The following is a 25798-nucleotide window of genomic DNA, read 5'->3' on the forward strand; positions in this document are numbered from 1 at the left end:
CGGGTGTCCGGGCCCGTGCCTCCTCCTTGCGAGGGTCAGTGCCGGGCCTTGGGGGTGACGGTGAACCAGGTGGCGCGGGACTTCTTCCACTCGTCGTGGGGGAGGTCCTTGGCCTCGGTCCCGTCGCCGTAGAGGTCGGCGGAGCCGTCGTCGGTGATGAGCTGGGCGCGGGCTCCCGGGGTGGTGAGGTCGGGCACGTCCACCACGGCTTCCCAGCCGCCCGCGTCGTCCGTCGGCAGGGACTGCACCTTGACGGGGGCGTGCCCGGCGACGCCGTCCCACGAGTAGAGGGTGTAGGGGTCGCTGTTGTCGTCGGCGGCCCAGGAACCGGCCACGATCAGGTACTGATCGGCGGCGTTCTTGCGGATGTCGCGGATGCTGAGGCCGCCGAGGTCCAGTTCGATGGCCTTTCCGAAGGTGGCGTGCGCGCCACCGATGACCTTGTCGATGTTGGTGACGGGCACCAGCAGCGCCTTGCCGCCCTTCTTCGGCGGTACCAGCGGGGCACGGAAGCCGACGTAGGCGGTGGTGGTGGAGCCCGGTGCGAACTCCAGCCCCTCCACGTTGAACCCGTCGATCTGCTTGGGTACCTGACCGTCGGCGGTACCGTCCGCGAAGCCGTACTTGTCGTCGTGGTCCTGGTCCCAGGCGACGAGGTCCTCGCGCAGCTTCTTGTACGAGCCGCCGAGCGAGAGGCTGGTGCCGGCGCCGGATCCGCTGATCTTGGTGGTGAAGAGCGTGCCGCGGTCGGGGTGGTAGGTGCCCTTCTTGTTGTTGCCCATCGAGCCGGTCCAGTAGACGGTGTTGCCGACCCTGGCCGCGGCCTCGATGTCGATCTCCTTGGAGACGCCGAGCTTCGAGCTGAAGTCCCAGGTCTTGACCGGGCCGCCCGAGGCGCGGCGGTCGTAGAGGCGCAGCACGTTGGACTCGTCATCGGCGACGATGACGTAGCCGTCCCCGGCGTCCACGGCGGCAGAGGCGTCGCTCGACCCCGTGAAGTAGCGGGTGTCCGCGGCGTGTTGGACGTCCGCGGACGCCGCGTAGTGCAGCGTCTTGGTGGCGGATGCGCCGCCGCGGCCGGTGACCTTGAGCTTGAGGTCGGTGTAGCCGACGCCCCGTGCGGCGACCGTGAGCGTGCGCTTGGCGCCGCTCCCGCTGACGGTGACGTCGCCGGTGCCGGCGACCGACGGCTCGGAGCTGGATTCCGCCGTGACGGTGAGGTCCGATGCGTCGCCGCCGCTCTGGGACACGGTGACGGTGACGGAGGGGTCGCCCGTGGCGCCCACGGCGCCGGAGAGGTAGCCGGCCGACAGCGAGATGTCCGGCGGGTCGGCGGCTGCGGCGAGTGCGGGACCGCCGACGCCGAGCGCGCCGAGGGCGAGGGCCGCGCCGGCGACCAGCGGTATCCGGCGGGTGGAGGGGGAAAGACGCTTGCGCACGAGTTGTGCCCTTCGACGGCTCCGGTGTCGCGCAACAACTTCCAGGGCCGCCACCAACAGCGTCTGCACACCCGGGTGTACGACGGGTGAACAGCGGTGGGCGGCCCCGGCACACCATACGGAGCGGCGGCCCGGTACCGCCACGGCCGGGAGGCATGGATGTGGCGATCCGCCGGATGAACTTGCTGTCGGTAAGCAGGAGTTGGACACGCCGCGGCCCCCGGCGGCCGTGCCGGCGGCCCCCGGTCGCCGACCGCAGTGCCCTCGTGGACGAGGTGATGGCAGGCGGACGGTTCCCCCGGCCGGCGCGGCGGGGCAACACGGTGGAGCGGGCCCGCAGCAGCCCGGGGGTGCACGCGCTGCTGCGGCATTTCGAGCGGGTCGGCTTCCCCTGGCGCCGCCGTACCTGGGCTCCACGCCCGACGGCACGCGGGACGTACTCGGAACCCGCCGGTCCCGGGCGGTCTCCTGGGGCCCGCGGACCGCTCGCCAATTCCTTTGCCCCGTGCCGTCCGGAGCGTTAGCGTGGTGCGCGGTCCTGTTGTCTCCGATTGAGGTGGACGTTGCGCATCTGAGGTTCGCGATCACCGCGCCGTACGGCTTTCGCCGTACGCCCGTCACGCCGCAGCGGCTTCCCATGCCGTCCGTGACCTGCGTGGATGCGACCTCGGTGCCCGAGCCGTCCCTCATCCTGCCGGACCCTGGCACCTTCTTCCTCCTGGCCTGGTCGCCGCGTGGTGTTCGCCTGCGAAGCCCCCGCCCACCGCGCTCACGACTGCGAGAATCTCCATGGCGACACCCGTCACCCCCAGCGCTTCCCTCACCTGCTCCGACCTGACGTTCCGGTGGCCGGACGGCACCACCGTCTTCGACGGTCTTTCCCTCGGTATCGGCCGGGGCCGCACCGGGCTCATCGGCACCAACGGCACCGGAAAGTCCACCCTGCTGCGGCTCCTGGCCGGCCGCCTGCGCCCCGCCCAGGGGTCGGTGACCGTCAGCGGCAGCCTCGCCTACCTGCCGCAGAACCTCACCCTCGACACGGAGCTCTGCGTCGATACGGCCCTCGGCATCGCCGAGCGGCGCGCCGCGCTGCGCGCCATCGAGGCCGGCGACGTGCACGAGCGGCACTTCGAGACGGTCGGCGACGACTGGGACGTGGCGGAACGCGCGCTGGCGACGCTGGGCTCGCTCGGCCTCGGCGGCATCGAACTGGACCGTACCGTCGGCCAGTTGTCCGGCGGGGAGACCGTGCTGCTGCGGCTGGCCGCGCTCCTACTCGAACGTCCCGACATCCTGCTGCTGGACGAACCGACCAACAACCTCGACCTGTTCGCGCGCCGCCGTCTCTACGAAGCCGTCGACTCCTGGCGCTCCGGCGTCCTGGTCGTGGTCAGCCACGACCGGGAACTCCTGGAGCGGGTGGACCGGATCGCCGACCTGCGTTCCGGGTCCGTGCGGTGGTACGGAGGCGGCTGGTCTGCCTACGAAGAGGCCCTGGCCACCGAGCAGGAGGCGGCCGGGCGGACGCTGCGGGCGGCCGACGCGGACGTGCGCAGGCAGCAGCGCGAGCTGGAGGAGACCCGGGTGAAGCTGGCCCGCCGCCGGCGGCACAGCAAGAAGATGGACGCCCAGCGGCGGGCCCCGAGGATCGTCGCGGGCGAGAAGAAGCGCTCCGCGCAGGAATCCGCCGACAAGCTCCGTGGCCTCCAGCAGGACCGGCTCGGCGAGGCACGCGAGCGGCGCGACGAGGCCGCCGGAGCGATCCGGCAGGACGCCGAGATCCGGGTGAGCCTGGCGCACACCGCCGTGCCCGCGGGCCGCACCGTCCTGCGCCTGGAGGCGCTGCGTCCCGCGTTCGGCTCGCTGGTCCAGGGCGACCTGCACGTGCACGGGCCCGAGCGGATCGCCCTCGTCGGCCGCAACGGCGCGGGCAAGACCACCCTGCTGCGCACCCTCACCGGAGAGCTGGCGCCGCGGTCGGGCCGGGCCGAGACGTTCGTGCCGCTGCGATTCCTGCCGCAGCGACTGGACTTCCTGGACGAGGAGTTGAGCGTCGCGGCGAACGTGGCGCGGCTGGCCCCCGGCCTCACCGACAACCACATCAGGTCCCAGCTCGCGCGCTTCCTGTTCAAGGGCGCGCGGGCGGAACAGCCGGTGGGCACCCTCTCGGGCGGCGAACGCTTCCGCGCCACGCTCGCGGCCGTGATGCTGGCCGCGCCCGCCCCGCAGCTCCTGATCCTGGACGAGCCGACCAACAGCCTCGATGCCTCCGGCGTGCGGCAGTTGGCGGGCGCCCTCGGCTCCTACGAGGGCGCCCTGCTGATCGCCGGCCACGACCTGCCGTTCCTCTCGTCCGTCGGCATCACCCGCTGGCTGCTGCTGGGCGACGAGCTGCGGGAGACGACGGAGGAGGAGGTCCGTGAGCTGCCGGCGGCGCCGGAAGCGGGCTGACCGGCGGCCGGGTCAGCTCAGCGTGCGCAGCATCGCGGGGTCGAACGGCAGGAGTTCGCCGGTGCGGCCTTCGAGGATCTTGGCGGCCCACCGGGGGTCGCCGAGCAGGGCCCGTCCGACGGCGACGAGGTCGAACTCGTCACGCTCCATCCGGTCCAGCAACCGGTCGATGCCGACGACGCCGCCCCGCTCCATGCCCGGCCCGCCGATGAACTCCTTGTCGAGGCCGACCGATCCGACGGTGACCGTCGGCCTGCCGGACAGCTTCTTGACCCAGCCGGCGAGGTTGAGGTCCGCGCCGTCGAACTCCGGCAGCCAGTAGCGGCGGGTCGAGCAGTGGAAGGCGCTGACCCCCGCTTCGGCCAGCGGCGCCACGAGGGCATCCAGCTCTTCCGGTGTCTCGGCGAGGCGGGCCTGGTAGTTGTTCATCTTCCACTGGGACATCCGGAACAGGATCGGGAAGTCCGGCGTTACCGCTGCCCGGCAGGCCGCCACGATGTGGGCGGCGAAGCGGGTACGGGCGGTGAGGCTGCCGCCGTATGCGTCGGTGCGCCGGTTGGTGCGCGACCAGAGGAACTGGTCGATCAGGTAGCCGTGCGCGCCGTGCAGCTCGATTCCGTCGAAGCCGAGGCGTTCGGCGTCGGCTGCCGCGCGGGCGAACGCCGCTATGACGTCGTCGAGGTCGCCGCGCGTCATGGTGTGCCCCGCGGGGGTGCCGTCGATGGCGAGCCCGGACGGGCCGGAGGGCGGGGCGTCGGGGAACGGCGGCGCGCCTGCCGTGCGGGCCATGCCGACGTGCCACAGCTGCGGCATGATCGTCCCGCCCGCCGCGTGCACCTCCGTCACGACGCGTCCCCAGCCGGTCAGCGCGTCGTCGCCGTGGAAGCGGGGGACGGCGCCACTGGTTCCGGCGGCCGGGTGATCGACGTACGTGCCCTCGGTGATGATCAGGCCGACGCCGCCTGCGGCGCGGCGCGCGTAGTAGTCCGCGACATCGGCGCCCGGGACGCCGCCCGGCGAGAACTCACGGGTCATCGGCGCCATGGCGATCCGGTTCGGCACGGTGAGCCCGCCCAGGCTGAAGGGACGGGACAGTACCCGGGCCGTCCGTGCGGCGGATTCGCTGGTGTTCACGTGTGGGTCTCCTCGTATCGGAACGTGGGCACAGAACGCCGCCTCACATGGGCGTTCGACGTATCACTGTGCGCAACGCGGGACGGGCGGCGGCGTCATCCGCCTTCCGCTGTCTTCTGCGCCACAGTCGCGGTCCGGCGCGGGCCGGTGCGGGGCGCCGGTGCCCGGCGGACCCGTCGTTCAACGCACCGTCCAGATCCAGCCCAGCGGGACGAGCCCCAAGGCGCGGGCCACCGACTGCGAGGCGTGGTTGGCGGCGGTGGTGCTGTAGAAGAGGAGCTGTTTGTTGCGGCGTTCGCGCTGCCACCAGGCGGCGGCGACCGCCGGGGCGAGGCCACGGCCGCGGAAGTCCGCGCGGGTCCAGGTACCGGCCTCCGCCGCGAGCGCGTTCGAGGCCGGCGAGAAACAGATCGACACGGGGGTGTGGTCGTGCACGGCCATCGCCCACTCCCCCACCGCCCCCGAGATCAGCTCCGCCCACTCCCCCGGCTGCCAGTTGTCCGGCCGGACCAGGTCCCGTGCCGCGAGCCGCCCGGCCCCGTCCGAGGCGATGACGGGCAGCGGGGCCGGCGCCCGGGGAGCGAGCCGCTCGGGAAAGAGGAAGCTGGGCCCGCCTTCGACGGAAACGGCTCCCTTCCCCAAGTCCGCCGCATTCGCGGCAAGTTGGGACAACACGCGCGGCGGCTCACCCGGCACGTACTCCTGCTCCCTTCATCGACGCACCCCAGGCCCTCGGCATCCGCCCCCAGAGCGAGCAGCCGCGCGCGGGGCGACCAGGCGAACACGGCCCGGACGGACGGATCCCTGACGGTCGCCGGGGCGCCGGCCGCCCCCTCTTCGAGGCCGTGAATCGCATCCACCTCAAGCGCGAGGAGTTCCCTCTCGGCCCTGTTCATTCCCCGAGCCCAGGGCGGTCGGGCCGGGAGAAAGGCCGGATTGTGTGCGGCCCGGAGCAGCGGCGAATACCCCGCGTATACGGTGATCGTGACCCGGTCCACCCGCCTGCTCGCCGACTCGTCCATCCATCCCGACCCGCTCCCCAACCCGGAGGTTTCGCATGACGACAGCTCCCCGGATCCTCAGTGAGACCGATGTCCTGCGCGCCCTGCCGATGGCCGTGGCCATCGACGCGTTGCGCACCGCCCTGCGCGAGGGAACGGATCCCGCGGCGGACCCGCCCCGCACCATCGTGCCCGTCGAACACGGCCAGCTGCTCCTGATGCCGGCCCACCAGCACCGGTACGCGGGAGTCAAGGTCGCCACCGTCGCGCCGGACAATCCGGCCGCCGGACTCCCCCGCGTCCAGGGCCAGTACCTGCTGTTCGACGCGGCCACGCTCGCTCCGTTGGCGCTGCTCGACGGCATCGCGCTGACCACCGTACGGACCGCCGCCGTTTCCGCCCTGGCCGCTGACCATCTCGCCGCCCCCGACGCGAGCCGCCTGGTCGTCTTCGGCGCCGGCCCGCAGGCGCGCGGACACCTCGACGCGCTGCGCGCGGTCCGCCCGCTCACCCATGTCACCGTCGTGGGGCGCACTCCCGAACGGGTCGAACGGTTCGCCGAAGCCGCCCGCCGGGACACCGGGATCACCGTCGAACCCGGCGATCCGTCCGCCGTCGCGACCGCCGACCTCGTCGCCTGCTGCACCACCGCCCGCACGCCCCTGTTCGACGGCACCCAGCTCGCGCCGCATGCGACGGTGATGGCGGTCGGCTCCCATGAACCCGACGCACGCGAGGTCGACGACGCCACCGTCCGCGGCTCCACCCTCGTGGTCGAGTCCCGTGCCGCCGCCGCCCGGGAGGCGGGCGACCTCATCCCGGACCTGGAGAGCGGCCGCCTCGACCAGGACGCCCTGATCCCGCTCGCCGACCTGGTCACAGGGCGCGCGACCGCGGACCCGGCGCGCCCCCGGTTCTTCAAGAGCGTCGGCATGGCATGGGAGGACCTCGCTGTGGCCGGCGCCGCGTACGAGGCCGAGCAGGAAGCGGGCTGACGGGCATCGCCCCTGCCCGAAGGCCCGGTTTCCTCCGGGGCCTTCGGGCAGGCGGCAGCGGTGCGGGATGAGCGGATTGCGCCTGCCTGGCGGGGCGGCGGTCGTCCTGGCCTCGAACGAGGACGGCCTGCGGTTCGCGCGGTCGCTGGGGTTCAGCGAGTTCGAGCGCCATGTGCTGCCGGGTGACAGCGTCCCCTTCATCACGTTGCGGCTGGGATGAGGCGGAGCCCCCGTGCAATGACCAGGCGTCACCGGTAGCCGTAGCGGGCCCAGTTGTCGATGACGTACTGCTGGAGGCTGCGGGGGTAGGAGGTGCGGAACGAGGCGGTCGAGCCGTGGGTGGTTCCGTGGAACTGCGCGGGTTGCAGGCAGCTGATCACCGCCTTGCCGCCGCGTCCTTCGGCGGCTTCTTCGGGCGTGAGGTAGGGGACCATCGGGATGCCGGGGGCGTGAGGGAAGCCGTACTCGCCGGTGCCGGGGTGGTAGCGGGTGGCCATCGCCCAGACGACCTGGTCGATGTCGGTGATGTCGATGTCGTCGGCGACGAGGATCACCTTGGGCACCAGCCAGCCCGGGTGCGAGGCGAACAGTACGTGGGCGACGCTGTCCACCAACTGACGCTGCGTCAGGCGCAGTTGGGCCAGTCGTTGGATGTCTATGGCGAGGACGATCCAGCAGGTGGCCGCCTCGTAGGAGCACCAGGCGAAGTCGACGGGCAGGCCGGCCGAGCGGAGCAGGTCGAGGCTCGCGGCGGAGATCATCGTCCCCCAGATGGTGTGGTTCTCCTCCGGCGGCAGGCCGGCCGCGCAGACGGGCAGAACCGGATCGTCGCGGTGGGTGAGCGTCTCGACGTGGAAGACGGGCTGCCGCTTGCGCTCCGCGAAGGCGTAGCCGTGGTACTCCCCCATCGGCCCCTCCCACCCGGTTTCGTCGGGGCTGATGTGACCCTCCAGAACGATCTCCGCGTTGGCCGGCACGTACAGGCCGTGGGTTTCCGTCCTGACCACTTCGACCGGGCTGCCGGTGAGCGCGCCGACGTAGCCGTCCTCGCTGACGTGGGCGGGGAGCGGCATACCCGCGGCGGCGAGCGCGGCCGGCGGGGCGCCGAAGACCATGGCCCACGGCGTCGGCAGCCCCTGGGCCCGCCACATCTCGTGGATCATGCCGAGGTGCTGCTGGGGCATGGCGGGCCCGACCAGGGTGGTGCGGCCGTGCAGCATGGTGCGGGCGACCGACCAGCTCGTCCAGGTGCCGTCGGGGCTGCGTACGACGTGGAATCCGTAGGTGCCGAGGTAGCGGCCGCCGTCCTCCTGGTGCAGCAGGGGGACGGGCAGGGACTCCAGGTCGACGGCGTCGCCGGTGCGGATGTTCTCCTTGCAGGGCGCGTGGGTGGTGACGGTCGGCGGCAGTGGCGTGGCGTGCATGGCTTCGATCAGCTTTTCCACGATGTCGCGCGGGGTGCTGTGCCGCGGCAATCCGAAGTGGGCCGCGAGCCTGCCGTACTCCCCCTTGCCCGGAGTGCTCAGTCCTGCGGGCGCGCCCAGGATGCGGAATCCGGGTACGGAGCCGGGGAGCGAGGCGAAGAGCGGGGCGGGTGCCCTGGTCTCGTAGACCCGGCGGGTGATGGCGCCCACCTCAAGTTCGGGGTCGACGGGCACGTCGATCGCCACCGCGTCGCCTGCGGTGAGGAGGTCGTCGAGGAAGTCGCGGAAGTTCAGTGCGGGGCCGTGCTGGGTCATGGGGCGGGGCTCCTTTCGGGGTCCGGACCGGTGCGGGGGGCGGACCGGACGGCCGGAGTGCGGCAGAGGCGCCGGGCCGGCCGGACGCATTTTCGGTCACGGATCGGGGCGGGCGGCCGGTCGGCGGACGGCGGTTCTGCAGACGGTCGCTCGTGTTGAATGCGGTACGGTCGCCTGCTTCGTGACCCACGCTACGGACGGATCCGGGCCGTCCGGCGTATGCCGAGGACGAGATATGTGCAAAAACCGACAGGCCGCAATCGCGGACGTCCCCTTCCCTGCCTCCCCGGGCGGCCCGCCGGGAGTCGAGATCACCGGCCTCGCGGGGCTGTCCTCGCTCGCGCGCGGTACGGGCGCCGACGCGTACGCGCCATTCCGGCCGGCCTTCCATCTGCTGATCACCGTGCGGTCCGGCTTCGTGCTCTGCTCCGTGGATCTCGTCGAGTGCGTGGTGAGGCAGGACAGCTGGCTGTGGGTGCGGCCCGGCCAGGTACTCCGGATCGGCTCCGATCTCGGTGCGGCCGAGGGGACCGCGGTGTTCTTCCAGCCGAGCTTCCTCGGTACGGCCACCGTCGCCGCGGCGCGGCTCGACCGGCGGGCCTGGCGGCTGCCGCTGACGCCGGCGGGCGCTGCCGAGCGCCCGGTGCGGCGCGCCCTGAGCATGCTGGAGGACGAGTACCGGCGGCTCGCCGACCTGCCGCTCGACGTCCATGTCGAGGTCGTCCGGCACCTGTTGGCCGTTCTCGTCCTGCGCCTGGCCCACCTGCCCGGCGGGCAACGGCGCGAGGCCGCGGGGAGCGAGGCGTTCCGCCGCTTCCAGCGGGCGGTGGAACGCGACTTCACCCGCACCCACCGCGTCGAGGACTACGCCGCCGCGCTGGGCTACAGCGTGCGTACCCTCACCCGTGCGACCGACGCGGCCATCGGCTGCGGCGCCAAGCGCTTCGTCGACGACCGGGTCCTGCTGGAGGCGAAGCGGCAGTTGGTGCACACCGATCTGCCGGCCGGTGCGGTCGGTGAACGTCTCGGCTTCCCCTCGGCCGCGGTCTTCACCCGGTTCTTCCGCCTGCGGACGGGTGAGACGCCGACCGCCTTCCGCGCCCGCACCCGTGGCGAGGGGCACGGGGGCCGCCCTGCCGGATGAGCTGGTGCCGCCTCGTCAGCCGCGGATCCGGTGCGGCACCTGCCGCCGCGGCCGGCGACCGGTCGGTCCGGCGACGGGGGTGGTCACCTGAGGTGTTCTTCCTCGTCGGTGCGGGGCCGGTTCTCCGCCGAGTTGCGGAAGCCGAACAGGCCGTAGACGACGAGCCCGATGACCATCCACACGGCGAAGCGCAGCCAGGTCACCGTGTCCAGATTGCTGATCAGCCAGAGCGAGAAGGCGACGCCGACGGCCGGCACCAGCGGTACCAGCGGGGTGCGGAAGGCGCGGGGCAGGTCGGGGCGGGTCCTGCGGAGCACGACGACGGCCACGGCCACCACGGCGAAGGCCACCAGGATGCCGATGTTCGTCAGGTCGGCGGCTTCCCTGATGGGCAGGAATCCGGCGATCAGCGCCGAGCCGACACCCACCGGCCGGATGACCCGGGTCGGGACGTGCCGCCGGGGGTGGTTCCTGGCGAAGTAGCGGGGCAGCAGCCCGTCGCGGCTCATGGAGTACCAGACCCGGGACACCGCCATCATGTTGGCGAAGGCGGAGGTGGTGATGCCGATGATGGCGCCGACGGCGACGACGATGCCGAGGCCGCCGAGGCCCACCGCGCCGAGCGCGCCGGAGAACGGGCTGTGCACGTCGATGTCCCGGTAGTTCTGCATGCCGAGCAGCACCAGACAGACCAGCAGGTAGATGACGGTGGCGATGCCGAGCGAGATCATGATCGCCTTCGGCAGCACCTTCTTCGCCTCGGCGCTCTCCTCCGCCGCCGCGCTCATCGCGTCGTATCCGTAGACGGCGAAGAAGGCGGTGGCGGCGCCGGTGAACGCGCCGCCGATGCCGAAGGGCAGAAACGGGCTGTAGTTGCCCGCGGAGAGGTGGAAGGCGCCGGCGACGACCACCAGGGCGATGATGCCGAGTTTCACGACGACCAGGACGGTCTCGAAGCGGGCCGACTCCTTGGTGCCGCGGGAGAGCACGAAGGCGAGCAGCAGACACAGCAGGGCGGCGAACAGGTCCACCTTGTGGCCCGGTCCTGTGCCGGGTGCGCCGAGCATCCAGTTCGGCAGGTCGATGCCGATGCGCTCCAGGATGTAGGAGAAGTAGCCGGATACGGCGATGGCCACCACGGCGACGATGGCGGTGTATTCGAGCAGCAGGTCCCAGCCGATGGCCCAGCCGACAACCTCGCCGAGTGCCGCGTAGGAGTACGTGTAGGCGGATCCGGCCTTGGGGATGGTGCCGGCGAACTCCGCGTAGCACAGCGCCGCCGCGCTGCTGGCGATGATCGCGATGAGGAAGGAGAGCATGACGCCGGGTCCTGCGTCGTCGTGGGCGACGACGCCGGCCAGCGAGAAGACGCCCGCGCCGACCAGTCCGCCCAGGCTGAGGGCGACCAGTTGCCAGAGCCCCATGGTGCGGCGGAGCCCGTCGGCGGATTCCGCCTCGGACGAGTCGACGGGCTTGAGGCGGAAGACTCCTGCCCGGGAGAACAGCCCGCGGGCGGTGGGGGCGGCACGGTCACGGGGGATTACCGGGGACGAACGGGACATGGCGGTCCCTCCAGGTGAGTGCGGATGACTGCCGAGGGGGCCAACTCCCTTGGGGGGCAGGGCTACGCGTGACGGTGACGGCGCCCCAGGCCGTGTGCGACGGGTTCCCGGGGCGTCGCGGCGGCCCTTCGGTCGCGTCCTAGAGCACGAATCCGTGCGGGAACGGATCGGCGGGGTCGAGCAGGTAGGTGGCCGTGGCGGTGATCCAGGCCCGGCCGGTGAACTCGGGGACGACGGCCGGCAGGCCGCCCGCCCGGGTGGTGCCGACCAGGCGTCCGGTGAACCGGGTGCCGATGAAGGACTCGTTGACGAACTCGGTGTGCAGCGGCAGTTCGCCGCGCGCGTGCAGCTGTGCCATGCGGGCGGAGGTCCCGGTGCCGCACGGGGAGCGGTCGAACCAGCCGGGGTGGATGGCCATGGCGTTGCGCGAGTGGCGTGCGTGGGAGCCCGGTGCGAGGAACTGCACATGCTTGCAGCCGTTGATCAGCGGGTCGACGGGATGGGCCGGGCGGCTCTGCGCGTTGACGGCCCGCATGATGTCGAGCCCGGCGGCCAGGATCTCGTCCTTGCGCGCCCGGTCGAAGGGCAGCCCGATCCGGTCCAGTTCGACGATGGCGTAGAAGTTTCCGCCGTACGCCATGTCGTAGCGGACCGTCCCGAGGCCCGGGACGTCCACCGTCGCGTCCTGGGCGACGGCGAAGGAGTCCACATTGCGCAGGGTGACCTGTTCGGCGACGCCGTCACGGACCGCCACCCGTGCCTCGACCAGTCCGGCCGGGGTGTCGAGGCGCACGGTGGTCTCCGGCTCGGTCACCGTGACCATGCCGGTCTCCACCAGGACGGTGGCCACGCCGATGGTGCCGTGGCCGCACATCGGCAGGAAGCCGCTGGCCTCGATGTAGAGGACGCCCCAGTCGGCGTCGGGGCGGGTGGGCGGCTGGAGGATCGCGCCGCTCATCGCGGAGTGTCCGCGCGGCTCGTCGACCAGGAAGCGGCGCAGCGGGTCCAGGTGTTCCACGGCATGCCGGCGGCGTTCGGCCATGGTGGCGCCGGGGATCGGGCCGACGCCTCCGGTGATCACGCGGGTGGGCATGCCCTCGGTGTGGGAGTCGACGGCGCTGACCGTCCGGGCCGCGCGCATCAGACGGCCCGGCTGTCGAGTGCGGCGACGGCGCGGGCCATGTCGTCCGTGACCCGGGCGTGCTGATGGGGCGTCAGCGGTCCGCGCGGCGGGCGGCAGGGGCCGCCGAAGCGGCCGACCTGTTCCATGCCGAGCTTGATGGCCTGCACGAACTCGACGCGGGAGTCCCAGCGGAAGGCCGCGACGAGTGGTTCGTACAGGGCACGGGCCGCTGCCACCTCGCCGGATGTGGCGAGTGCGAAGAGGCGGGCCGATTCCGCGGGGAAGACGTTCGGGAAGCCGGCGAACCAGCCGGTGGCCCCCATCAGCAGGCTTTCCAGCACGACGTCGTCGGCGCCGCTGATGATCTCCAGGCCGGGTGCCCGTTCCCTGATCTCCAGCACCCGCCGCACGTCGCCGGAGAACTCCTTGACGGCGACGACGTTGTCGATCTGCGCGATCTCGGCGAGCAGGTCAGGAGTCAGGTCGACCTTGGTGTCGATGGGGTTGTTGTAGACCATCACCGGCAGGCCGACGGCTGCCACCGTCTCGTAGTGGGCGAGGATCTCGCCGCGGTTGGCCCGGTACATGGTCGGCGGCAGGCACAGCACGCCGTCCGCGCCGTCCTCGGCCGCGGCCTCGGCCCACCGCCCGGCCTGGTGCGAGCCGACGCCGTGCACGCCGACGACGACGGTGCCGGAGCCGCCGACGGCGTCGATGGCGGTACGGGCCACCGCGCGGCGCTCCTCGTCGGTCAGCGACGAGTACTCGCCGAGCGAGCCGGTCGGGCCGACGCCGTGGCAGCCGTTGTCCACCAGCCAGCGGCAGTGCTCGGCGTAGCGGTCGAGGTCCACGGCCAGGCCGGCGGGCGCGGACGCCTTCTCGTAGTAGGGCAGTGCGGTGGCCACGACGACTCCGCCGAGCCCGCTGGTCCGCTGCGTGGTGGCGCTCATGAACTGCTCTCCTTCTTCGGGGGAGTTCGCGGTGCGTGGTGCGGGAGTGGTTCGGGTGGGGCGGCGAGTTCGCCGAGGCGGATGGGCTGGGCGATCGGGCGGCGGTGCGGTCCTGCCACCGGCAGGCCGTCGGCCGGATCGCCGCTCAGCCTGGTGTGGAGTTCGGCGACCGTGGGGCCGCAGACCCGCGCCTGGCAGGGGCCGAGGCCGGCCCGGGTCGCCAGCTTGGCGACCCGGGGGGACGCGCCCGCCGGGTCGCACGCGGCCCGGCACAGCGAGGCGTAGTCGGTCTCCTCGCAGCGGCAGATGACGGTTTCCGGGCGCAGCCATCCGGGCCAGGCGGCGCCGATGGGGTGGGCCCGTGCGAGGCGTTCGGCGAAGGCCCGGCCCTGGTCCCGGCTGCGGCGCAGCCGTCGCACGGCGGGCGCGGCCGGGTCGCCGCCGCCCGCGATCCATCCGGCGACGGCGCCTTCGGCCCGCGCCGCGGGGGCGCCCGCGATGCCGGTGATCTCGCCTGCCGCGTACACCTCGGGGCGGCTGGTGCGCTGGTCGTCGTCGGTGTCCACGAACGGGCCCGCGGCGGTGGTGCGGAGTGCGCAGCCGGCGGCCAGCGGGAGTTCGAGCTGCGGGCTGAAGCCGTGGGTGACGCACAGGGCGTCCGCCGCTGTGGTGTGTTCGCTGCCCGGCACCACCGACCAGTCGGGGCGCAGCCGGGCGCTGACGACCTCTTCCACGCGGCCGTCGCCGCGCGCCTCGATGACCGTGCGGCCGGTGCGGTAGGGCACCCGGTGGCGGAGCAACGCGGAGGTGTAGATGGCGAGTTCGCCGGTCTTGCCGGCCTGTGCGGCGAGTTCCCAGGGGCGCCGGGACCAGCCGCGTGCCACGGTGGACGGCGGGTTGGCCTCCAGAACCGCCGACACCCGGGATCCGGCCTCCAGCAGTGCTGCGGCCACCGGGAGCAGGAACGGTCCGCTGCCGGCGACCGTGACGTGGTCGCCGACGACCACCCGCTCCCCCTTGGCCAGCGCCTGCGCCGCGCCTGCGGTGAACACGCCGGGCAACTCCCAGCCGGGGAAGGGCAGTACGCGGTCGTGCGCGCCGACGGCGAGCAGCAGCGCGTCGGGGTCCAGGGTGTGGCGGGTGCGTCCGGCGCCGTCGGCGGGGCCGCGCAGCAGGTGGAGCCGTGGCGGCCCGGTCTCTTCGGGGGCCGGTCGCTCCAGCGCCCACACCGTGGTCTCGGGCAGCCAGGTGCAGTGCGGGTGGGCCAGCACCCGTCGGCGGCGCCGGTCGAAGGCGTGCCAGCCGTGCTGGAGGCGCTCGGGGTGTGCGGCGTCGTAGGCATCGGGCAGCATCCGGTGGTACTGGCCGCCGGGCTGCTCCGCCGAGTCGATCAGCGTCACGCGGGCGCCGGCGCCGAGCGCGGCGTCCGCAGCGGCGAGGCCCGCGGGTCCGGCGCCGACGACGGCGACGTGCCGGGGCACCCTCGTGGTCATCGCTCCTCCGTTCCGGGCGTCCCGTCCGCCGTCGGCGGCGGGTTGCGGTCCGTGTGCCGGGACTGGGTGGTGACCTCGTCGCCGTCCTGGGCGCGGCGTCGGCAGGCGCGTACGTCGCGTTCCGCGTTGACGGTGACCAGGCAGTCGAAGCAGACGCCGATGCCGCAGAACACTCCGCGGGCGGCGCCGGACGGCCCGCGGCGCCAGGCCAGGCGGCCGGCGGCGAGCAGCACTCCGGCGAGGCTCTGGCCGGCGATCCCGTCCGCCGGTTCGCCGTCGACGGTGATCCGGAGCGGCCGGTCCCGCCGTCCGGTGGCGTCGGACCCGGCCGGGACGCGTCGGGGGCTCATACCGTCTCCTCACTGCCGGGATGTGCGGCGGCGTTCAGTACGGCCGGGCGGTCCACCCGGAAGGGGGCCGGGTCGATCTCCGTAGGCCGGCCCAGCATCAGGTGGCGCACCAGGCGTGCGGTGCCCACCGAGAGGCCGATGCCGGCGCCTTCGTGGCCGCTGACGTGCCAGAGTCCTGGCAGGCGGGGGTCGGGGCCGATGACGGGCAGGTGATCGGGGACGTAGGGGCGGAAGCCGCCGTAGGCGCGCATCACCGGGACGCCCGCCAGGCCGGGGAACAGGCGCAGCGCCTTGGCGGCGACGGCCGACAGCACGTCGGGCCGCAGCCGGTCGTCGAAGCCGACGCGGCGGCGTGAGGAGCCCAGCAGGACGCTGCCGGCCCGGGTGGATTCCACCACCGCCGAGGTCTGGAGGTCTTCGGAGCTGCTGCCGACCGCGCCCACGTAGTCGGCGTCGTAGACCTTGTGGAAGACCGTCGGGGGCAGCGGGGTGGTGACCAGGACGTCGCCACGCCGGGGCCGGACGTCGACCGGTGCGCCGAGGCGGGCGGCGAGGTCGCCCGACCACGGCCCGGCGGCGTTGATGCACAGGTCCGTGCCGAGGCGTCCTGCCGTGGTGTGTATCCCGGTGAGGCGGCCGCCCCGGGTGAGTGCGCCGAGCACTTCGCAGCCGGTCCGCAGGGTCGCTCCGGTCGCGAGTGCGTCGGCGAGCAGGGCGGTGGCCGCCGCGGCGGGCTGTACCTGGGCGTCGTCGGGGTAGTGCAGGGCCGCGGTGTGGTCGCGGGTGACGAAGGGCTCGGCGTCGGCGAGCGCGTCGGCGTCGAGGACGTCGGCCCGCACGCTCGCCGTGCGCTGGGCGGCGGCGAAGGCGGACAGTTCCCGTGCGCCCGCTTCGGTGGTCGCAACGACGATGCCGCCCTTGGGTTCCCACTCGACCGCCGCGGCCGCTTCGGCGCCGCGGGCGGATCCTTCGGCGATGGCGGCCAGTACTTCGGGCCAGAGCCGCCGGGAGAGCTGGGCGAGTTGGAGTTCGGGGCCGGGGCCCTTGTCGGAGACGAGGACGTTGCCCTCGCCGTGCGAGGTGGTCGCGGCGGCGGCGCCTCCCCGGTCGACGACGGTGACGTCGAAGCCGGCCTGTGCCAGTTCGCGGGCGCAGGCGGCGCCGACGATGCCGGCGCCCAGCACGGTCACGCGCGTTCCGTACATCGACTCCCCATTCGTTCGCTTTAACGAACGCGATGAGGCTATGGCGGGGCCCGGTACGTGTCAATGGTCCGCACGGGAATGCCGCGAGGGCTCCGGGAGGCCGCTATTCCGGGGTGCCGGGCACCGCGTGCGGCGCCTTCCGATGCAGTTGCTGATCCGCTCGGTACTCCAGCAGGAGGACCGAGCGGACGGCGCCTTCGGGTGCCGCGTAGGTGTGCGGCAGGGCGGCGTCGAAGCCGACGTAGTCGCCGGGGCTCAGCTCCACCTCGTGCCCGTCCACCGTCACGCCGAGTCTGCCGGCCTGCACGATGGTGTGCTCGGTGCCGACGTGGCCGAGCGAGTCCCGCCGGCTGCCGTCCTGCACCTGCTGGTCGTAGATCTCGATGATGGCGTCGCCCGACTCGATCCGGTGCAGCGGGCGCAGGTCGACGCCCTCGCCGCTGAGCACTTCGACCTGGTCGGCGCGGACCACGGTCAGGCCCCTGGGCGGGCGGGTGTCCAGGAGGTCGGAGACCGGCACTTCGAGGGCGCGGGACAGGTTGAACACCGTCTCGATGGTGGGGTTCCCGGTGCCCGACTCCAGTTGGGACAGCGTCGCCTTGCCGATCTTGGAGCGCCGGGACAGCTCGGAGATCGACAGCCCTCGCTGGGTTCTGGCCCGTTTGAGGTTGGCTGCCACCATGTCCCGGACCGAGCCGTCGGGAACGCTCACATCGCTCTCCTTCATTTCCCTGCCGTTCGGTTTAACGAACACTCTTCCTGGAGAGAGCGTTCGCTTTAACGATCAGTGTTGAGCCTCGCGCCCCCCGGTGCAACCAGCGCCGGCGTCGTCCCCGCCCGTCCCGCGCGTGATAAATTTGTATACAAGGTGTATGCACACGGGGATCAGGAAATGGGGAACGGTGCAGTCGGGGCGAGAGAAGGCGTACGCGTATCTCAAGGATGTCGTGCTGACCGATCCGGAGATGCAGGACCGGTTTCTGTCCGAGCAGGACATCGCGGACCGGATCGGCGTCTCGCGCACCCCGATCCGGGAGGCCCTGCTGCTGCTCGCCGCCGAGGACCTCGTGCGTCTCGTTCCCAAACGCGGGGCACACATCGCTCCGCTGACGGCACGTGAGATCGGCGAACTCATGGTAATGCGCGGCCTCATCGAGAAGTTCGCGGCCGAGCACACCACCGCGCGCGGCAGCGCCCCGGTCGGCGAGATGGCCGAAGTCCTGGCGCTCCAGGAGACGTTGCGGGGCGAGGACAGCGCCAAGGAGTTCATCGCCGCCGATCACCGTTTCCATGCCACCCTCGTGGCCGGCGTCGGCAACGCGCTGATGAGCCGTCAGTACGATGCCCTGCGCAGCCGCCAGATCCGGGCCGGCGTCATCGCGCTGTACCAGTCGGGCGACCGGCGCGGTGAAGTGCTCGCCGAACACCGCCAGATCCTGGACCGGTTGACGGAAGGCGACGCCGCGGGCGCCTGCACGGCGATCGAGAGCCACATCGAGGCCACCCAGCGCATCCTGCTGTCGTCCTAGGACGCGCCCGCACCGTCGGCCGCCCGGAACGGGCGGCACGCAGGGGCGCCCTGCCGGGGTTCGTACGACCCGGCAGGGCGCCCCTGTGCACAGGCTCTACAGCCGGCGGTTGTCCAGCACCGCGACGGCCCGGCGGACGCGTGCGGTCTCCTCCGTGTCGATGTCGGCGACGTGCAGGCGGGGGGCCGTGTCGAGGCGTACGCGTACGGTGCCGTCGGGGGCGGCGAGGATGCTGTTGCCGATGCCGGTGGGCGCCTTCGTGGGCTGCTCCGGGTCCGCGTCCGGGCCGGGAGCGGCCTGTCCGACGGCCGCCAGCCAGACCGTGGCGTCCAACGCCCGTGCCCGCACCAGGAGTTCCCACTGCTCGCGCTTGCCGGGGCCCGCGCCCCACGAGGCGGGCAGGACGCTGACGGTCGCTCCCGCGTCGGCATGCGCCCGGAACAGTTCGGGGAACCGCAGGTCGTAGCAGGTGGCCAGGCCGACCTTGACCCCGTCGACGTCGATGGTCACCACCCGGTCACCCGCCGCGACGGTGTCGGATTCGCGGAACCCGAACGCGTCGTACAGGTGGATCTTGTCGTAGGAGTCCTCCACGCCGGGACCGGTCGCCAGCAGGGTGTTGGCCACCCGGCCGTCGGGGGCGGGGGTGAACATGCCGGCGACGACCGTGACTCCGGTCTCGCGGGCGACCTCGCGGACGCCTTCGGCCCAGGGCCCGTCCAGCGGTTCGGCCAGCGGGGCGAGCGGAATCCCGAAGCACGCCATGGCCGCCTCCGGCAGGACGGCCAGCCGCGCGCCTTCGTGTGCCGCGCGGCGCACATGGTCCTGGACCGCCGCGAGATTCTCCTTCGGTTCGGTCGACGACGTCATCTGGCAGAGCGCGATACGCATATCCGGTTCCGCTTCCTCTCGTGTCGTACTGCTGTGGTGGGGCCGGCGGGTGTCCCGCCGTGTCAGGTGCGGCCGCCCGCAGGGGCCTGGTCCGCCGCTGCCCGTACGGCGGCGTTCCGGGTGTACTCCTCATCCTCGTCGTGGTCCGCCTCCCTGCCCAGCAGCACCCCCACGATGGTGACCACGGCGGCGGCGGCCAGGTACAGGGCCAGCGGCAGCCACGTCCCGAACGCGCCCAGCAGCGCGGTGAAGAGCAGTGGTGCCACGGCGCCGCCGATCACCCCGGCCAGTGTGTACGCGAGGGAGGAGCCGGTGTACCGCAGCCGGGGGCTGAACTGCTCGGCGACGAAGGCGGCCTGCGGGCCGTAGAGGAACGAGTGGATCACCAGTGCCACCAGGACGCCCACGGCGAGCAGGGGCCACGAGCCGCCGGCGGCCAGCGGGAAGAACACGAAGGGCCACGCGGCGGCCGCCACGGCGCCCCAGAGGTACATCCGGCGCCGGTTCCAGCGGTCCGACAGCGCACCGGCCAGCGGGATCAGCACGATTTGCAGCGCCGAGCCGATGAGGACGGCGGTCAGCGCCTTGCCGCGTGCCATGCCGAGTTGTTCGGTGGCGTAGGTGAGGACGAAGACGGTGAACATCGCGTAGAGCACGTCCGGCGCGACCCGGCACAGGACGGCCGCCGCCAGGGCCCGCGGCTGGGTGGTGAACACCTCGCGGATGGGCGCCTGCGGCCGGTCGCCGCTCGCCTCCATGGCCTTGAAGACCGGCGTCTCCTCCAGCCGTACCCGGATCCACAGCCCGAAGGCCACGAGCACGCCGGACAGCAGGAACGCGATCCGCCAGCCCCAGGCGAGGAACTGCGGCTCGGTGAGCAGTGCACCGAGGGCGGCCAGGACGCCGTTGGCCATCAGGTTTCCGGCCGGCGGGCCGATCTGGGCGGCCGATGCCCAGAAGCCGCGCCGCCGGGTGTCGCCGTACTCGCTGGTGAGCAGGACGGCGCCGCCCCATTCGCCGCCGACGCCGACGCCCTGCGCGAAGCGGAGCACGACCAGCAGGATCGGGGCGGCCGGGCCGATGACGGCCTGGGTCGGCAGCAGGCCGATCAGCAAGGTGGCGGTCCCGATCAGCACCAGCGTCGCCACCAGCACCTTCTTGCGGCCGATGACGTCTCCGAGCCGGCCGAAGAGGAATCCGCCGAGGGGACGCGAGAGGTACCCGACGGCGTAGGTGGAGAACGCCAGCAGGGTGCCGGTCAGCGGGTCCTCCGACGGAAAGAAGAGCTTTCCGAAGACGAGCGCCGATGCCGCCGAGTAGACCGCGAAGTCGTACCACTCCAGCGAGGTGCCGGTCAGGCTGGCGATGAAGGCGCGCACCATCGCGCCGCGGCCTGGGGCGGCCGTCCCTCCGAGGAGCTTCGCTCCCTCGTGTTCTTCGTTGTCCATGGTCAGGGCCACCTCGTTCTCAGTTGCTGCTCCTCGGCATACTTGCTGTATACAGGTCGTATGCGCAACCCTTCGAGGGGAATCGCTCCTGCGCAACCGATGTGACCTGGAGGAACCATGGCCGCCCTGATCTTCGAACTTCCCGACGGAACACAGCGCGACGTGACCGTGGCCCGGCTGCTGAACGCCGGGTACGCGGGCCGCAGCCAGGAGGACGTGGCCGCGCACGTGGCGGAGCTGGCCGAGATCGGCGTGCCCGCGCCGTCCACCATCCCCGCCCTGTACCCCGTGGCGCCCTACCTGGCCCAGCAGACCGGCACCGTTCCCGTCCAGCATGCCCGCACCTCGGGCGAGGCCGAGTGGGCTCTGGTCGTGGACTCCACCGGCGACCTGCTGCTCACGGCGGCCTGCGACCACACCGACCGCGCCCTGGAAGCGCACGGCGTGGCCTGGAGCAAGAACGCGGGCCCCGATGTCCTGGCCCGCGCCGCCTGGCGGCTGTCCGATGTCGCCGACCGCCTCGACAGCCTGACCCTGCGCGCGTGGGTGACCCCGGTCGGCAAGGACGACGAGATCCTCATCCAGGACGGCACCGCCGGCGAACTGCTTCCCCCGCACTACTGGACCGACGCGCTGCGCGAGCGCGGCGAACTGGAGCCCGGCACGGTGCTCATCTCCGGGACGATCCCGATGCGGGAAGGCGTCGACCAGTTCGCGGGCCGCTGGCGCGTCGAACTGGGCGACCCGGCCACCGGCCAGGTCATCGAGCTGGCCTACGACGTGGTGCCGATGCCCGAGCCGATCGGCTGAGACGGCGCCGGGTGACCTGTTGGCCCCTGCACGGTCACCGGGTCACCCGACGGCACCCGCTCGGCGGCGGCGCTCAGCGCCTCCAGGACGGGCCGGAACAGCGGGTGTTCCTCGGCGCCGCAGCGGACGGCCGCGAAGACCCGGCGGGTCGCCGCCACACCGTCGACCGGCCGTACCGCCACCTGCGACAGGTCCATGTCGCGCAGCGCGGAGCGGGGCACCAGGGCCACTCCCGCGCCCGCGGCGGCGAGTGCGACGACGGCACGGAAATCGTCGGAAGAGTGCGCCAACCGGGGCCGGAATCCGGCGTATTCGCAGGCGAGGACCATGACGTCGTGGCACGGGTTGCCGGGGTACGGGCCGATCCACAGGTCGTCGGCGAGGTCGGCCACCGGGACGGCACCGGCCCTGGCCAGCCGGTGCCTGCGGGGCAGGACGGCGTCGAACGGCTCGGCGTAGAGCGGCACGCGCACCAGCCGCAGGTCGCCCGCGCTCGGCGCGCCGCGGTACTCGACGGCGACGGCGATGTCGGCGCGCCCGTCCAGCACCATGGGCAGGCTCTCGTCCCCCTCGACGTCACGGACCCGGACCCGGATGCCGGGGGACGTCTCGCCGAGTGCGGTGATGGCCGGGGCCAGCACCACGGAGATTCCGGTGGCGAAGGCCGCGACGGTGACCTCGCCCGCCGCGCCCGATGTGTACGCCGCCACCTCGGCCTCCGCGCGCTCCAGTTCGGCGATGACCGCCCCGGCGTGCCGGAGCAGGATCTCGCCGACCGGTGTCAGCCGCGCGCCGCGGTTGTCGCGGGCCAGGACCTTGTGACCGGTCTCCTGCTCCAGCGCGGCGATCTGCTGGGACACGGCGGACGGCGTGAGGTAGAGGGCGGCCGCGGCAGCCGTCACGGTGCGGTGGTCCGCCACGGCCTGGAGGGTGCGCAGCCGCCTTGCATCGATCACGTCGTCATTCTGCCAGGGCCGACCGGGCGTCGACGAAGGCGGCCACCGCGCGCTCGACGTCCTGCGGGGAGTGTGCGGCGGACAGCTGGACACGGATGCGGGCCTTGCCGTGCGGCACCACGGGGTAGGAGAAGCCGATCGCGTACACGCCGCGTTCCAGGAGCAGTTCCGCCATCCGCCCGGCCTCGGCCGCGTCGCCGATCATGACGGGCGCGATGGCGTGGTCGCCCGGCAGGATGTCGAAGCCCTCGGCCGTCATCCGGGAGCGGAAGAGTGCGGTGTTCGCGGCGAGCCGGTCGCGCAGGTCGTCCGCGGACTCCAGGAGGTCGAGGACCTTGAGCGAAGCGGCGGCGATCACCGGGGCGAGGCTGTTGGAGAAGAGGTACGGGCGGGAGCGCTGGCGCAGCAGCGCGACGATCTCGGCGCGCGCGGCGACGTATCCGCCCGAGGCTCCGCCGAGTGCCTTGCCGAGGGTTCCGGTGAGGATGTCGATGCGGTCCATGACGCCGTGCAGTTCGGGGGTGCCGCGGCCGCCGGGGCCGACGCAGCCGGTGGCGTGCGAGTCGTCCACCATGACCATGGCGTCGTAGCGGTCCGCCAGGTCGCAGATCTCCCGCAGGGGCGCCACGTGGCCGTCCATGGAGAAGACGCCGTCGGTGACGACGAGGCGGCGGCGGGCGGTCGCGGCCTCCTTCAACTGCTGTTCCAGATCGGCCAGATCGCGGTTGGCGTAGCGGAAGCGGCGGGCCTTGGAGAGGCGGATTCCGTCGATGATCGACGCGTGGTTGAGTGCGTCGGAGATGACCGCGTCGTCGGCGCCGAGGAGCGTTTCGAAGACGCCACCGTTGGCGTCGAAGCAGGAGGAGTAGAGGATGGTGTCCTCCTGGCCGAGGAAGGCCGAAAGGCGGCGCTCCAGTTCCTTGTGCACCTCCTGCGTGCCGCAGATGAAGCGGACCGAGGCCATGCCGTAGCCCCAGCGGTCCAGCGCCTCGTGGGCCGCCGCGATGACCTCGGGGTGGTCGGCGAGGCCGAGGTAGTTGTTGGCACAGAAGTTGAGGACCTCGCCTGGGCGGCCGCCCGCGGTGACGTTGACGGTCGCGGACTGCGGGGTGTCGATGACGCGTTCGGGCTTGTGCAGTCCTGCGGTACGGATCTCGTCGAGGTCGGCGCGCAGGCCGTCGCGTACGGAGTCGAACATGTCCGGGTCCTTTGGTGTCGGGAGAGCAGGGGGGACGGGGAGGGCGGTCGGGCGGGGTCAGGCGGCCCAGTCGAGGATGACCTTGCCGCCGCGGCCGCTCGCCGCGTCGGCGAACGCCGCGTCGAAGTCGCGGTAGCCGTAGCGTCCGGTGATCACGGGCGCGAGGTCGAGGCCGCCTTCGAGGAGTACTGACATCGCGTACCAGGTCTCGAACATCTCGCGGCCGTAGATGCCCTTGATCGTGATCATGGAGGTGACGATCCGGGACCAGTCGACCGGGAACTCCGCAGCGGGCAGTCCGAGCATCGCGATCCGGCCGCCGTGCGTCATGTTGGCGATCATGTCGCGCATCGCCTCGGGCCGGCCGGACATCTCCAGGCCGACGTCGAAGCCCTCGCGCAGCCCGAGTGCGCGCTGGCCGTCGGCGATCGTCGCGTCCGCCACGTTGAGCGCGAGACTGCACCCGATCTTGCGTGCCAGGTCGAGCCGTTCCTCGCTGACGTCCGTGATGACGACGTTGCGGGCACCCGCGTGCCGGGCCACCGCCGCGGCCATCAGGCCGATCGGTCCTGCGCCGGTGATCAGCACGTCCTCACCGACGAGCGGGAAGGACAGTGCGGTGTGCACGGCGTTGCCGAACGGGTCGAAGATCGCGGCGACATCGAGATCCACGGGAGCCCGGTGGACCCACACGTTGGACGCGGGCACCGCGAGGTACTCGGCGAACGCACCGTCCCGGCCGACGCCGAGCCCCACCGTGGCGCGGCACAGATGGCGCCGCCCCGCCAGGCAGTTGCGGCACTTTCCGCACACCAGGTGCCCCTCGCCGCTGACCCGGTCGCCGGTGGCGATGTCGACGACGTCCCGGCCGGTCCCGACGACCTCGCCGACGAACTCGTGCCCGACCACCAGCGGCGCGGCGACGGCCTGTTGGGCCCAGCCGTCCCAGGCCCTGATGTGCAGATCGGTGCCGCAGATGCCTGTCCGCAGGACCTTGATCAGCACGTCACCCGGGCCGACGGCCGGCTCCGGCACGTCCCGCAGCCACAGGCCGGGTTCCGCCTTGTCCTTCACCAGCGCTTTCACCGATATGACTCCTGTACGGAAGCGGACCCGGGCGGTGTGGGAGCAAGGACCGGGCGGGGAAAGCCCGCGAGGCGCCGAGCCGGGAGCGGCTGCGAACGATCACGCCGGGCGCAGAACAATCTGCCGCGCGGCGCCTTCCCCGTCCATCGATCATTTCTTAAGCCCCGCAACAGTTCGGCTTCATCCGCAGGTCCGGACGGGCGGCCGGCCGTGCCGCGTCAGCCTGCGCTGATGCAGAACGGCTGGCCCGACGGTCGAGCAGGACGGTCCACCGGCCCTGGCCCGGCTGGTGGCCGGGCTTGCCTGCGCCGAGGGCGAGCAGGCGCTCTTCGGCGGCCTGCACGTCGTCGAAGGCGAGGTCGAGGTGGCAGGGGAGTCCGTCCTGCGGCCAGTTGGGGGCCTTGAAGTCGCGGGCGGTGTAGAAGACCAGGGACTGTGTGCCGTCGCTGATCAGGTGGGCGACGGTGTCGCCGTGCTCGTCCGGGAGTTCCAGCCGGGTCTCCCAGCCCAGGGCGGTGGCGTAGAAGTCGGCGAGCGCCTTGCCGTCGGGGGCCCAGATGCCTGTGCCCCGCAGGGTGCCGGTGGGTGCGCCGGTGGTGGTCATCGCTGTGCTGTCCTTCGTGAGGAGGTGGGCAGGGGCGGGCGGACGCGGTCCGTTGCGCGTGGTGCGCCCGGCGTCCGTCGAGTCCGAAGATGCCTGCCGTATAGGACGGTTGGTGTCCTACTTGTGAGCGGGCGGAGAGACCGTGTGAGGGCATGAGGGCACACTCAACGGGCCGCCGGGGAAAGCGGAATTCCCCTCCCCCGGCCGCATGCCACAACCGAACACCCTTTGCGGTACGGGGGATTCCCCTACGGGCCGCCGACGACCCACCACCCCTCGAATCCACCCACCGCGCACGCGCCCCTACAGGCGGTTGTCCCCGGGCGGCCGAAGATAACCCAACCCCCGGTGGCGTCCGTCGAATTGGGCCTGATCAGGGACAGCGGGGCTGCGCACCCTTACGCTGACACCGTGTCGCAAAGCGAATTGGAACGGCTGGCCAGAATCCGGATGCAGGTCACGAAAGAATCCTTGGAACGCGCCCTGGCCGCACTCCAAGGCCACCCCATACCCGACGACGAAGAGCCGGCGCCCGAACAGGAAACCGAACAGGAAACCGAAGAGAACACACCGCCTCCACCCCCCGCACCGCCCTGCTTGCGCCTGCTCCCCTGACCCTCCGGCACCCCGGCCGCATACGGGGACGAAGGCACCCGGAGCCACCGCGTCGGCACACGCGGAAGGCTCCGG

23 protein-coding genes and 1 pseudogene are annotated in these 25798 nt (G+C 72.4%); 7 read left to right on the forward strand and 17 right to left on the reverse strand.

The features are described 5' to 3' along the window. Positions 1-35: 35 nt before the first annotated feature. Positions 36-1439: a DUF3616 domain-containing protein gene (locus LIU39_RS16350; protein WP_227047441.1), complete on the reverse strand. Its 1404-nt coding sequence runs from the start codon at positions 1437-1439 to the stop codon at positions 36-38. Positions 1440-2228: 789 nt separating this feature from the next. Between LIU39_RS16350 and LIU39_RS16355 the strand changes: the two genes are divergently transcribed. Continuing rightward, on the forward strand, positions 2229-3890 hold the full coding sequence (locus tag LIU39_RS16355) for an ABC-F family ATP-binding cassette domain-containing protein (protein WP_227047442.1): 1662 nt from the start codon (positions 2229-2231) through the stop codon (positions 3888-3890). Between the two features lie 12 nt (positions 3891-3902). Here the strand turns inward: LIU39_RS16355 and LIU39_RS16360 are convergent, their stop codons facing one another. Both LIU39_RS16360 and LIU39_RS16365 read right to left on the reverse strand, forming a co-directional pair. Continuing rightward, positions 3903-5024 (reverse strand): NADH:flavin oxidoreductase, encoded by a 1122-nt coding sequence (locus LIU39_RS16360; RefSeq protein ID WP_227047443.1) that lies wholly within the window; start codon positions 5022-5024, stop codon positions 3903-3905. 180 nt (positions 5025-5204) lie between these two features. After that, positions 5205-5666 carry a GNAT family N-acetyltransferase gene (locus LIU39_RS16365; RefSeq protein WP_227047444.1) on the reverse strand — a complete coding sequence of 154 codons (462 nt, stop codon included), beginning with the start codon at positions 5664-5666 and terminating at the stop codon, positions 5205-5207. A gap of 415 nt (positions 5667-6081) precedes the next feature. Here LIU39_RS16365 and LIU39_RS16370 point away from each other — a divergent pair, with 415 nt between their 5' ends. Beyond that, positions 6082-7020 carry an ornithine cyclodeaminase family protein gene (locus LIU39_RS16370; RefSeq protein ID WP_227047445.1) on the forward strand — a complete coding sequence of 313 codons (939 nt, stop codon included), beginning with the start codon at positions 6082-6084 and terminating at the stop codon, positions 7018-7020. Between the two features lie 100 nt (positions 7021-7120). Further along, positions 7121-7240 (forward strand): annotated as a pseudogene (locus LIU39_RS16375) (GNAT family N-acetyltransferase); the annotation flags it as partial. 28 nt (positions 7241-7268) lie between these two features. Here LIU39_RS16375 and LIU39_RS16380 read toward each other — a convergent pair. After that, positions 7269-8759 carry a UbiD family decarboxylase gene (locus tag LIU39_RS16380; protein ID WP_227047446.1) on the reverse strand — a complete coding sequence of 497 codons (1491 nt, stop codon included), beginning with the start codon at positions 8757-8759 and terminating at the stop codon, positions 7269-7271. Positions 8760-8994: 235 nt separating this feature from the next. On the opposite strand from LIU39_RS16380, the gene LIU39_RS16385 reads away from it, so the two are divergent. Then, complete coding sequence (locus LIU39_RS16385; RefSeq protein WP_227047447.1) at positions 8995-9903, forward strand: helix-turn-helix domain-containing protein; 909 nt, start codon at positions 8995-8997, stop codon at positions 9901-9903. Positions 9904-9986: 83 nt separating this feature from the next. On the opposite strand, the gene LIU39_RS16390 is transcribed toward LIU39_RS16385, so the two are convergent. The 7 genes from LIU39_RS16390 to LIU39_RS16420 all read right to left on the reverse strand — a co-directional run bounded on the left by LIU39_RS16390 (position 9987) and on the right by LIU39_RS16420 (position 17298). Continuing rightward, the gene (locus LIU39_RS16390; protein WP_227047448.1) at positions 9987-11465 is read right to left on the reverse strand and encodes an amino acid permease; all 1479 of its coding nucleotides are present in this window, start codon (positions 11463-11465) and stop codon (positions 9987-9989) included. A gap of 139 nt (positions 11466-11604) precedes the next feature. Next, positions 11605-12606: a proline racemase family protein gene (locus LIU39_RS16395; protein WP_227047449.1), complete on the reverse strand. Its 1002-nt coding sequence runs from the start codon at positions 12604-12606 to the stop codon at positions 11605-11607. Then, on the reverse strand, positions 12606-13538 hold the full coding sequence (locus LIU39_RS16400) for a dihydrodipicolinate synthase family protein (protein ID WP_227047450.1): 933 nt from the start codon (positions 13536-13538) through the stop codon (positions 12606-12608). The genes LIU39_RS16395 and LIU39_RS16400 overlap by 1 nt, the downstream gene beginning before the upstream one ends. Beyond that, entirely contained in the window at positions 13535-15031 is a 1497-nt protein-coding gene (locus LIU39_RS16405; protein WP_227047451.1) for an NAD(P)/FAD-dependent oxidoreductase, read from the reverse strand. Before LIU39_RS16405 ends, LIU39_RS16400 begins: the two co-directional genes overlap by 4 nt. Then, a complete protein-coding gene (locus LIU39_RS16410) occupies positions 15028-15381 on the reverse strand; it encodes a (2Fe-2S)-binding protein (RefSeq protein WP_227047452.1) in 354 nt (117 codons plus the stop codon). The genes LIU39_RS16405 and LIU39_RS16410 overlap by 4 nt, the downstream gene beginning before the upstream one ends. Beyond that, positions 15378-16586 carry an NAD(P)/FAD-dependent oxidoreductase gene (locus LIU39_RS16415; protein WP_227047453.1) on the reverse strand — a complete coding sequence of 403 codons (1209 nt, stop codon included), beginning with the start codon at positions 16584-16586 and terminating at the stop codon, positions 15378-15380. Before LIU39_RS16415 ends, LIU39_RS16410 begins: the two co-directional genes overlap by 4 nt. A 103-nt stretch (positions 16587-16689) precedes the next feature. Beyond that, complete coding sequence (locus tag LIU39_RS16420) at positions 16690-17298, reverse strand: helix-turn-helix domain-containing protein (protein ID WP_227047454.1); 609 nt, start codon at positions 17296-17298, stop codon at positions 16690-16692. Positions 17299-17488: 190 nt separating this feature from the next. Here LIU39_RS16420 and LIU39_RS16425 point away from each other — a divergent pair, with 190 nt between their 5' ends. Continuing rightward, positions 17489-18115 (forward strand): GntR family transcriptional regulator, encoded by a 627-nt coding sequence (locus LIU39_RS16425; protein ID WP_227047455.1) that lies wholly within the window; start codon positions 17489-17491, stop codon positions 18113-18115. Positions 18116-18211: 96 nt separating this feature from the next. Here LIU39_RS16425 and LIU39_RS16430 read toward each other — a convergent pair whose 3' ends face one another. Next, the gene (locus tag LIU39_RS16430) at positions 18212-19006 is read right to left on the reverse strand and encodes a carbon-nitrogen hydrolase family protein (protein WP_227047456.1); all 795 of its coding nucleotides are present in this window, start codon (positions 19004-19006) and stop codon (positions 18212-18214) included. A 62-nt stretch (positions 19007-19068) separates the two neighbouring features. Further along, complete coding sequence (locus tag LIU39_RS16435; protein WP_227047519.1) at positions 19069-20388, reverse strand: MFS transporter; 1320 nt, start codon at positions 20386-20388, stop codon at positions 19069-19071. A 183-nt stretch (positions 20389-20571) separates the two neighbouring features. Here LIU39_RS16435 and LIU39_RS16440 point away from each other — a divergent pair, with 183 nt between their 5' ends. Continuing rightward, positions 20572-21264 carry a DUF2848 domain-containing protein gene (locus LIU39_RS16440; RefSeq protein WP_227047457.1) on the forward strand — a complete coding sequence of 231 codons (693 nt, stop codon included), beginning with the start codon at positions 20572-20574 and terminating at the stop codon, positions 21262-21264. Here the strand turns inward: LIU39_RS16440 and LIU39_RS16445 are convergent. From LIU39_RS16445 to LIU39_RS16460, 4 genes are all read right to left on the reverse strand, one after another. Then, positions 21228-22220 (reverse strand): LysR family transcriptional regulator, encoded by a 993-nt coding sequence (locus LIU39_RS16445; protein ID WP_227047458.1) that lies wholly within the window; start codon positions 22218-22220, stop codon positions 21228-21230. The genes LIU39_RS16440 and LIU39_RS16445 overlap by 37 nt on opposite strands. A 4-nt stretch (positions 22221-22224) precedes the next feature. Beyond that, positions 22225-23418, reverse strand: coding sequence for a glycine C-acetyltransferase (locus LIU39_RS16450; RefSeq protein ID WP_227047459.1), 1194 nt, complete (start codon positions 23416-23418; stop codon positions 22225-22227). 57 nt (positions 23419-23475) lie between these two features. Then, entirely contained in the window at positions 23476-24504 is a 1029-nt protein-coding gene (gene tdh, locus LIU39_RS16455; protein WP_227047460.1) for an L-threonine 3-dehydrogenase, read from the reverse strand. Between the two features lie 157 nt (positions 24505-24661). Beyond that, complete coding sequence (locus LIU39_RS16460) at positions 24662-25108, reverse strand: VOC family protein (RefSeq protein WP_227047461.1); 447 nt, start codon at positions 25106-25108, stop codon at positions 24662-24664. 411 nt (positions 25109-25519) lie between these two features. On the opposite strand from LIU39_RS16460, the gene LIU39_RS16465 reads away from it, so the two are divergent. Beyond that, the gene (locus LIU39_RS16465; protein WP_227047462.1) at positions 25520-25723 is read left to right on the forward strand and encodes a hypothetical protein; all 204 of its coding nucleotides are present in this window, start codon (positions 25520-25522) and stop codon (positions 25721-25723) included. Positions 25724-25798 lie beyond the last annotated feature (75 nt).

Origin of the sequence: Streptomyces pinistramenti (assembly GCF_020564935.1) — a bacterium.
Taxonomy (GTDB): domain Bacteria; phylum Actinomycetota; class Actinomycetes; order Streptomycetales; family Streptomycetaceae; genus Streptomyces; species Streptomyces pinistramenti.

Coding starts and splice junctions, on each gene's coding strand:
- LIU39_RS16440 (WP_227047457.1), top strand. CDS start 20,572: ATGGCCGCCCTGATCTTCGAACTTCCCGACGGAACACAGCGCGACGTG.
- LIU39_RS16395 (WP_227047449.1), bottom strand. CDS start 12,606: ATGCGCGCGGCCCGGACGGTCAGCGCCGTCGACTCCCACACCGAGGGC.
- LIU39_RS16430 (WP_227047456.1), bottom strand. CDS start 19,006: ATGCGTATCGCGCTCTGCCAGATGACGTCGTCGACCGAACCGAAGGAG.
- LIU39_RS16390 (WP_227047448.1), bottom strand. CDS start 11,465: ATGTCCCGTTCGTCCCCGGTAATCCCCCGTGACCGTGCCGCCCCCACC.
- LIU39_RS16380 (WP_227047446.1), bottom strand. CDS start 8,759: ATGACCCAGCACGGCCCCGCACTGAACTTCCGCGACTTCCTCGACGAC.
- LIU39_RS16405 (WP_227047451.1), bottom strand. CDS start 15,031: ATGACCACGAGGGTGCCCCGGCACGTCGCCGTCGTCGGCGCCGGACCC.
- LIU39_RS16435 (WP_227047519.1), bottom strand. CDS start 20,388: ATGGTGCGCGCCTTCATCGCCAGCCTGACCGGCACCTCGCTGGAGTGG.
- LIU39_RS16400 (WP_227047450.1), bottom strand. CDS start 13,538: ATGAGCGCCACCACGCAGCGGACCAGCGGGCTCGGCGGAGTCGTCGTG.
- LIU39_RS16415 (WP_227047453.1), bottom strand. CDS start 16,586: ATGTACGGAACGCGCGTGACCGTGCTGGGCGCCGGCATCGTCGGCGCC.
- LIU39_RS16460 (WP_227047461.1), bottom strand. CDS start 25,108: ATGACCACCACCGGCGCACCCACCGGCACCCTGCGGGGCACAGGCATC.
- LIU39_RS16355 (WP_227047442.1), top strand. CDS start 2,229: ATGGCGACACCCGTCACCCCCAGCGCTTCCCTCACCTGCTCCGACCTG.
- LIU39_RS16410 (WP_227047452.1), bottom strand. CDS start 15,381: ATGAGCCCCCGACGCGTCCCGGCCGGGTCCGACGCCACCGGACGGCGG.
- LIU39_RS16385 (WP_227047447.1), top strand. CDS start 8,995: ATGTGCAAAAACCGACAGGCCGCAATCGCGGACGTCCCCTTCCCTGCC.
- LIU39_RS16370 (WP_227047445.1), top strand. CDS start 6,082: ATGACGACAGCTCCCCGGATCCTCAGTGAGACCGATGTCCTGCGCGCC.
- LIU39_RS16450 (WP_227047459.1), bottom strand. CDS start 23,418: ATGTTCGACTCCGTACGCGACGGCCTGCGCGCCGACCTCGACGAGATC.